Here is a 3,321-nt window from a genome sequence, read left to right on the forward strand (position 1 = left end):
GAAGAAGACCGGTCCTGACCGTATCTGGTGTCGTCCCGCCCCCTCTGGTTGAAGGAGGGAGCCCCGGATAATGCCGGTAGCGAGTAAGGGTGACCTACGGAGAGCGGGGCGAATGCGGTGACGGGAGTGCACACCACGGAGGTCGACCCTCCCTGGGAGGGGCTGCGCGGTCCGGAGCTGTTCGCCGTCTGCCTGCAGGCGGCACGCGAGGGCAACCGGCAGGCGCTCAACCGCCTGGTGAGCGAGCTGACCCCGCTGGTGTGGAACGTCGCGCGCGGGCACGGGCTGGACGCCCACACCGCGGAGGACGTGGTGCAGACCGTGTGGCTCGCCCTGTTCAGTCACCTCGACCAGCTCCGCGAGCCAAGGGCTTTGGCGGGCTGGCTGGTCACCACGGCCCGGCACGAGGCCCAGCGGGCGAACGGGCGGAAGGCGCCACCGGTGCCGTTGACCGACGAGATGGCCGAGTCCGTGCCCAGCACCTTGCCCGCACCCGAGGCGGAAGTGCTGCGCTCCGAACGGGATCGCCGCATCTGGCAGGCGTTCGGCAGGTTGCCGCACCGCTGCCAGGAGCTGTTGCGACTGACCGTGCTCGCCGGACGCGCCGAATACCGGCTCGTCGCCGAGGCGCTCCAGATGCCACGGGGCAGTATCGGGCCGAACCGCGGCCGCTGCCTGAAGACGATGCGCGAGATGCTGGACTTCGAAGGGGGCAGCGCATGAACGAAAGATCGGTACCGGGTGGTGGTGTTCATCCGGACGACGAGGCGCTGCTCGCCGATCTGGACCGGATCATCGCGACGGTCGATCCAGCCCCGCCGGGGCTGGTCGAGCGGGTGCAGTTCGCACTGGAGCTGGAGAACCTCGACGTCGAGGTGGCGCGCTGGGAGCGGGCGGACCAGCTCGCCGGCGTGCGCAGCAGCGTGGACCAGGGCACGATCACCTTCACCGTCAGCGATCTCACCGTGATGATCAATCTGACCAGGACCGGGCGCTGCCACCGGATCGACGGCTGGCTGGTGCCCGCCGGGGAACACGGGGTCGAGGTCAGGGTGGCCGGTCACGAAAGCCGCCGCACCCTGGCCGACGACGGCGGGCGTTTCGTCCTGGAGGACGTACCGAGGGGCACCACGCAGATCGTGATCTCGGTCGGCGGTGCGGACAGCAAGCGAACGGTGGTGACGCCCGCGGTCGTGCTGTAACCGCTTTCTTCAAACCCGCTACACCCGCTCTGCCGTCGTGTGCTCAGATAGGGCGTGTGGCAGGGCATCCTTTTCGCGTCGACCGGGCGGTGGCCGCGGCCGATGCGCTCTATCAGCGTGCCCGCACCGAGGCGGTCGATCACGGTCCGGCTCGTGCCCTGCGCCTGTTCAGACAGGCCCTGAAGCGCCTCGACCAGGCGCCCGCCGAGCGGGCGGACTGGCTGACGCTGCGGGCCAAGGTGCTGCTCAGCCTGGCTTCCGCGGAGGCCGAGATCACCTCGCTGGAGGCCGGTCTCGCCCAACTGGCGGAGGCGAAGGCCGTGGTCGGCCGGTTGCCGGAGGGGCAGGATCGCGATTACACGGGCGACGTCGTCGAGATCCAGCGTGCCGTGCTGCTGTTCCGTGGCGGACGGCTACGCGAGTCGCTGGTCCTGCTCGACGAGGCCCTGCCAAGGCTGCCGATGGACACCGACGAACGACGGCAGCGGTACGCCGTCGCGCTGATGAACCGGTCATACGTGCACCTGCGGCTCAGCGATCCGGAGGCCGCGCTGGCCGATCTGAACCGCTGCCTGGAACTGGCCGAGTCCCACGGTTACCGGCGGCTGGAAGCCAAGGCGCGCCACAACCTCGGTGACCGTGCCCTGCTCGTCGGCGACATCCCCGAAGCCCTGCGCCACTACGAGGAAGCGGCCCGGCTGTTCGTCTCCGTGGGCCCGGGTTCGCTCCCGCTGGTCCGGCTCGACCAGGCCCGTGCCCTGCTCGCCGCCGGGCTGGCCGAGGAGGCCGCGCGGCATCTGGACGAGGCCCTGCCGCAGCTGCACGAGAACCGCCTGATCCAGGACGTGGCCGAGGCGGAGGTGGCCAGGGCCGCGGCCGCGATCCTGGAAGGCGACTTCGCCCTCGCTCGCGAGTTCGCCGGCGCCGCCCGGCGCCGATTCCAGCGGCGTGGCAACGAAAGGTGGGCCGAGGTCGCGGCACTGGCCAATTCGCGGGCGGACGCGATGGCGGCCCTCGGCGACCGGCGGACGCCGCCCAAGCGGTTGCCGCTGGAGCTGTCCGGGCACGCGGAGCGCCTCGCCGCGCTGGGACTGCGGGACGAGGCGGCACTGGCCCGGCTGCTGGCGGTCCGGCTCCAATTGCGGCGCGGTGCGGTCGGGGAGGCGGAAGCGCTGCTGGCGTGCGTGCCGAAACCACGGCAGACCACCCCGGTCGACCACTTGATGCTGCTGCGCCTGTGCCGGGCGGAACTCGCGCTGGCCACCGGGAAACCGCGGTCCGCGCTGGCGCAGGCCCGGGCGGGACTGGCGGAGCTGAGCCAGGTGCGCGATCGCATGGGCGGGCTGGACCTGGTGTGCGGCACCGCCGTGCACGGTGAGGAACTGGGCCGCCTCGCGCTGGGGCTCGTCCTGGGCCGGGCGCGCGGCCATGCCGGTGCCCGGCGGCTGTTCGTCTGGCAGGAGCGCACGCGGGCCCAGGTCTACCGGTACGAGCCGCTGCCCGCGATCGCGGATCCGGTGCTGGCCCGCCTGATCAACGAGATGCGGCACGTGCAGCGGACCGCCCAGAAGAACCGGCTCGCCGGGGAACCGGTGGGAGAGCTGGAGCAGCGCTACAGCCAGTTGCAGCGCGAAGCCACCCGGCTCGGCTGGTACACGAGTCCGTGGGGCCGTCCTCGGCCCGTGTCGTCGCCCGAGGAGGTCGCGGCCAGGCTGGGCGGCCGGGTGCTGGTGAGCCTCATCGCGCACGGGGACCGGATCTCGGCGGTGGTCGTCCGGGACGGCCGGTTCCGGGTGGTGCCGCTGGGGCCGCTCGCGGAGACCGTGGAGATCACCCGGCAACTGCATGCGGACCTCAACGTGCTCGCGCCGGACCACCTGCCCGCGCCGCTGGCCGCCGCGGTGACCGCGTCGGCGGAGAAACGGGCGAACCTGGTCGACGGGTTGCTGGTGCGGCCACTGGCGGAGGCGATCGGGGACCGGGAACTGGTGATCGTGCCGATCGGCCCGCTCTACGCGCTGCCGTGGGGTGCGCTGCCTTCGCTGCGGGGGCGCGCGATCTCCGTCGCCCCGTCGGCCACGGCCTGGCTGACGGCGGCCGAACAGGGGCACCAGGAACC

At 72.1% G+C, this 3,321-nt stretch carries 3 protein-coding genes; all 3 read left to right on the plus strand.

The annotated features are described in order from the left end of the window. The first annotated feature begins 117 nt into the window (after positions 1-117). On the plus strand, positions 118-723 hold the full coding sequence (locus FNH05_RS35050) for an RNA polymerase sigma factor (RefSeq protein WP_144593143.1): 606 nt from the start codon (positions 118-120) through the stop codon (positions 721-723). Further along, entirely contained in the window at positions 720-1,202 is a 483-nt protein-coding gene (locus FNH05_RS35055) for a carboxypeptidase regulatory-like domain-containing protein (protein ID WP_144593144.1), read from the plus strand. Before FNH05_RS35050 ends, FNH05_RS35055 begins: the two co-directional genes overlap by 4 nt. A gap of 56 nt (positions 1,203-1,258) precedes the next feature. Next, a partial coding sequence (locus FNH05_RS35060; protein ID WP_425458522.1) for a tetratricopeptide repeat protein occupies positions 1,259-3,321 on the plus strand: 2,063 nt, incomplete at its 3' end.

The sequence above is a fragment of the Amycolatopsis rhizosphaerae genome, assembly GCF_007713715.1.
GTDB classification, from domain to species: Bacteria; Actinomycetota; Actinomycetes; order Mycobacteriales; family Pseudonocardiaceae; genus Amycolatopsis_E; species Amycolatopsis_E rhizosphaerae.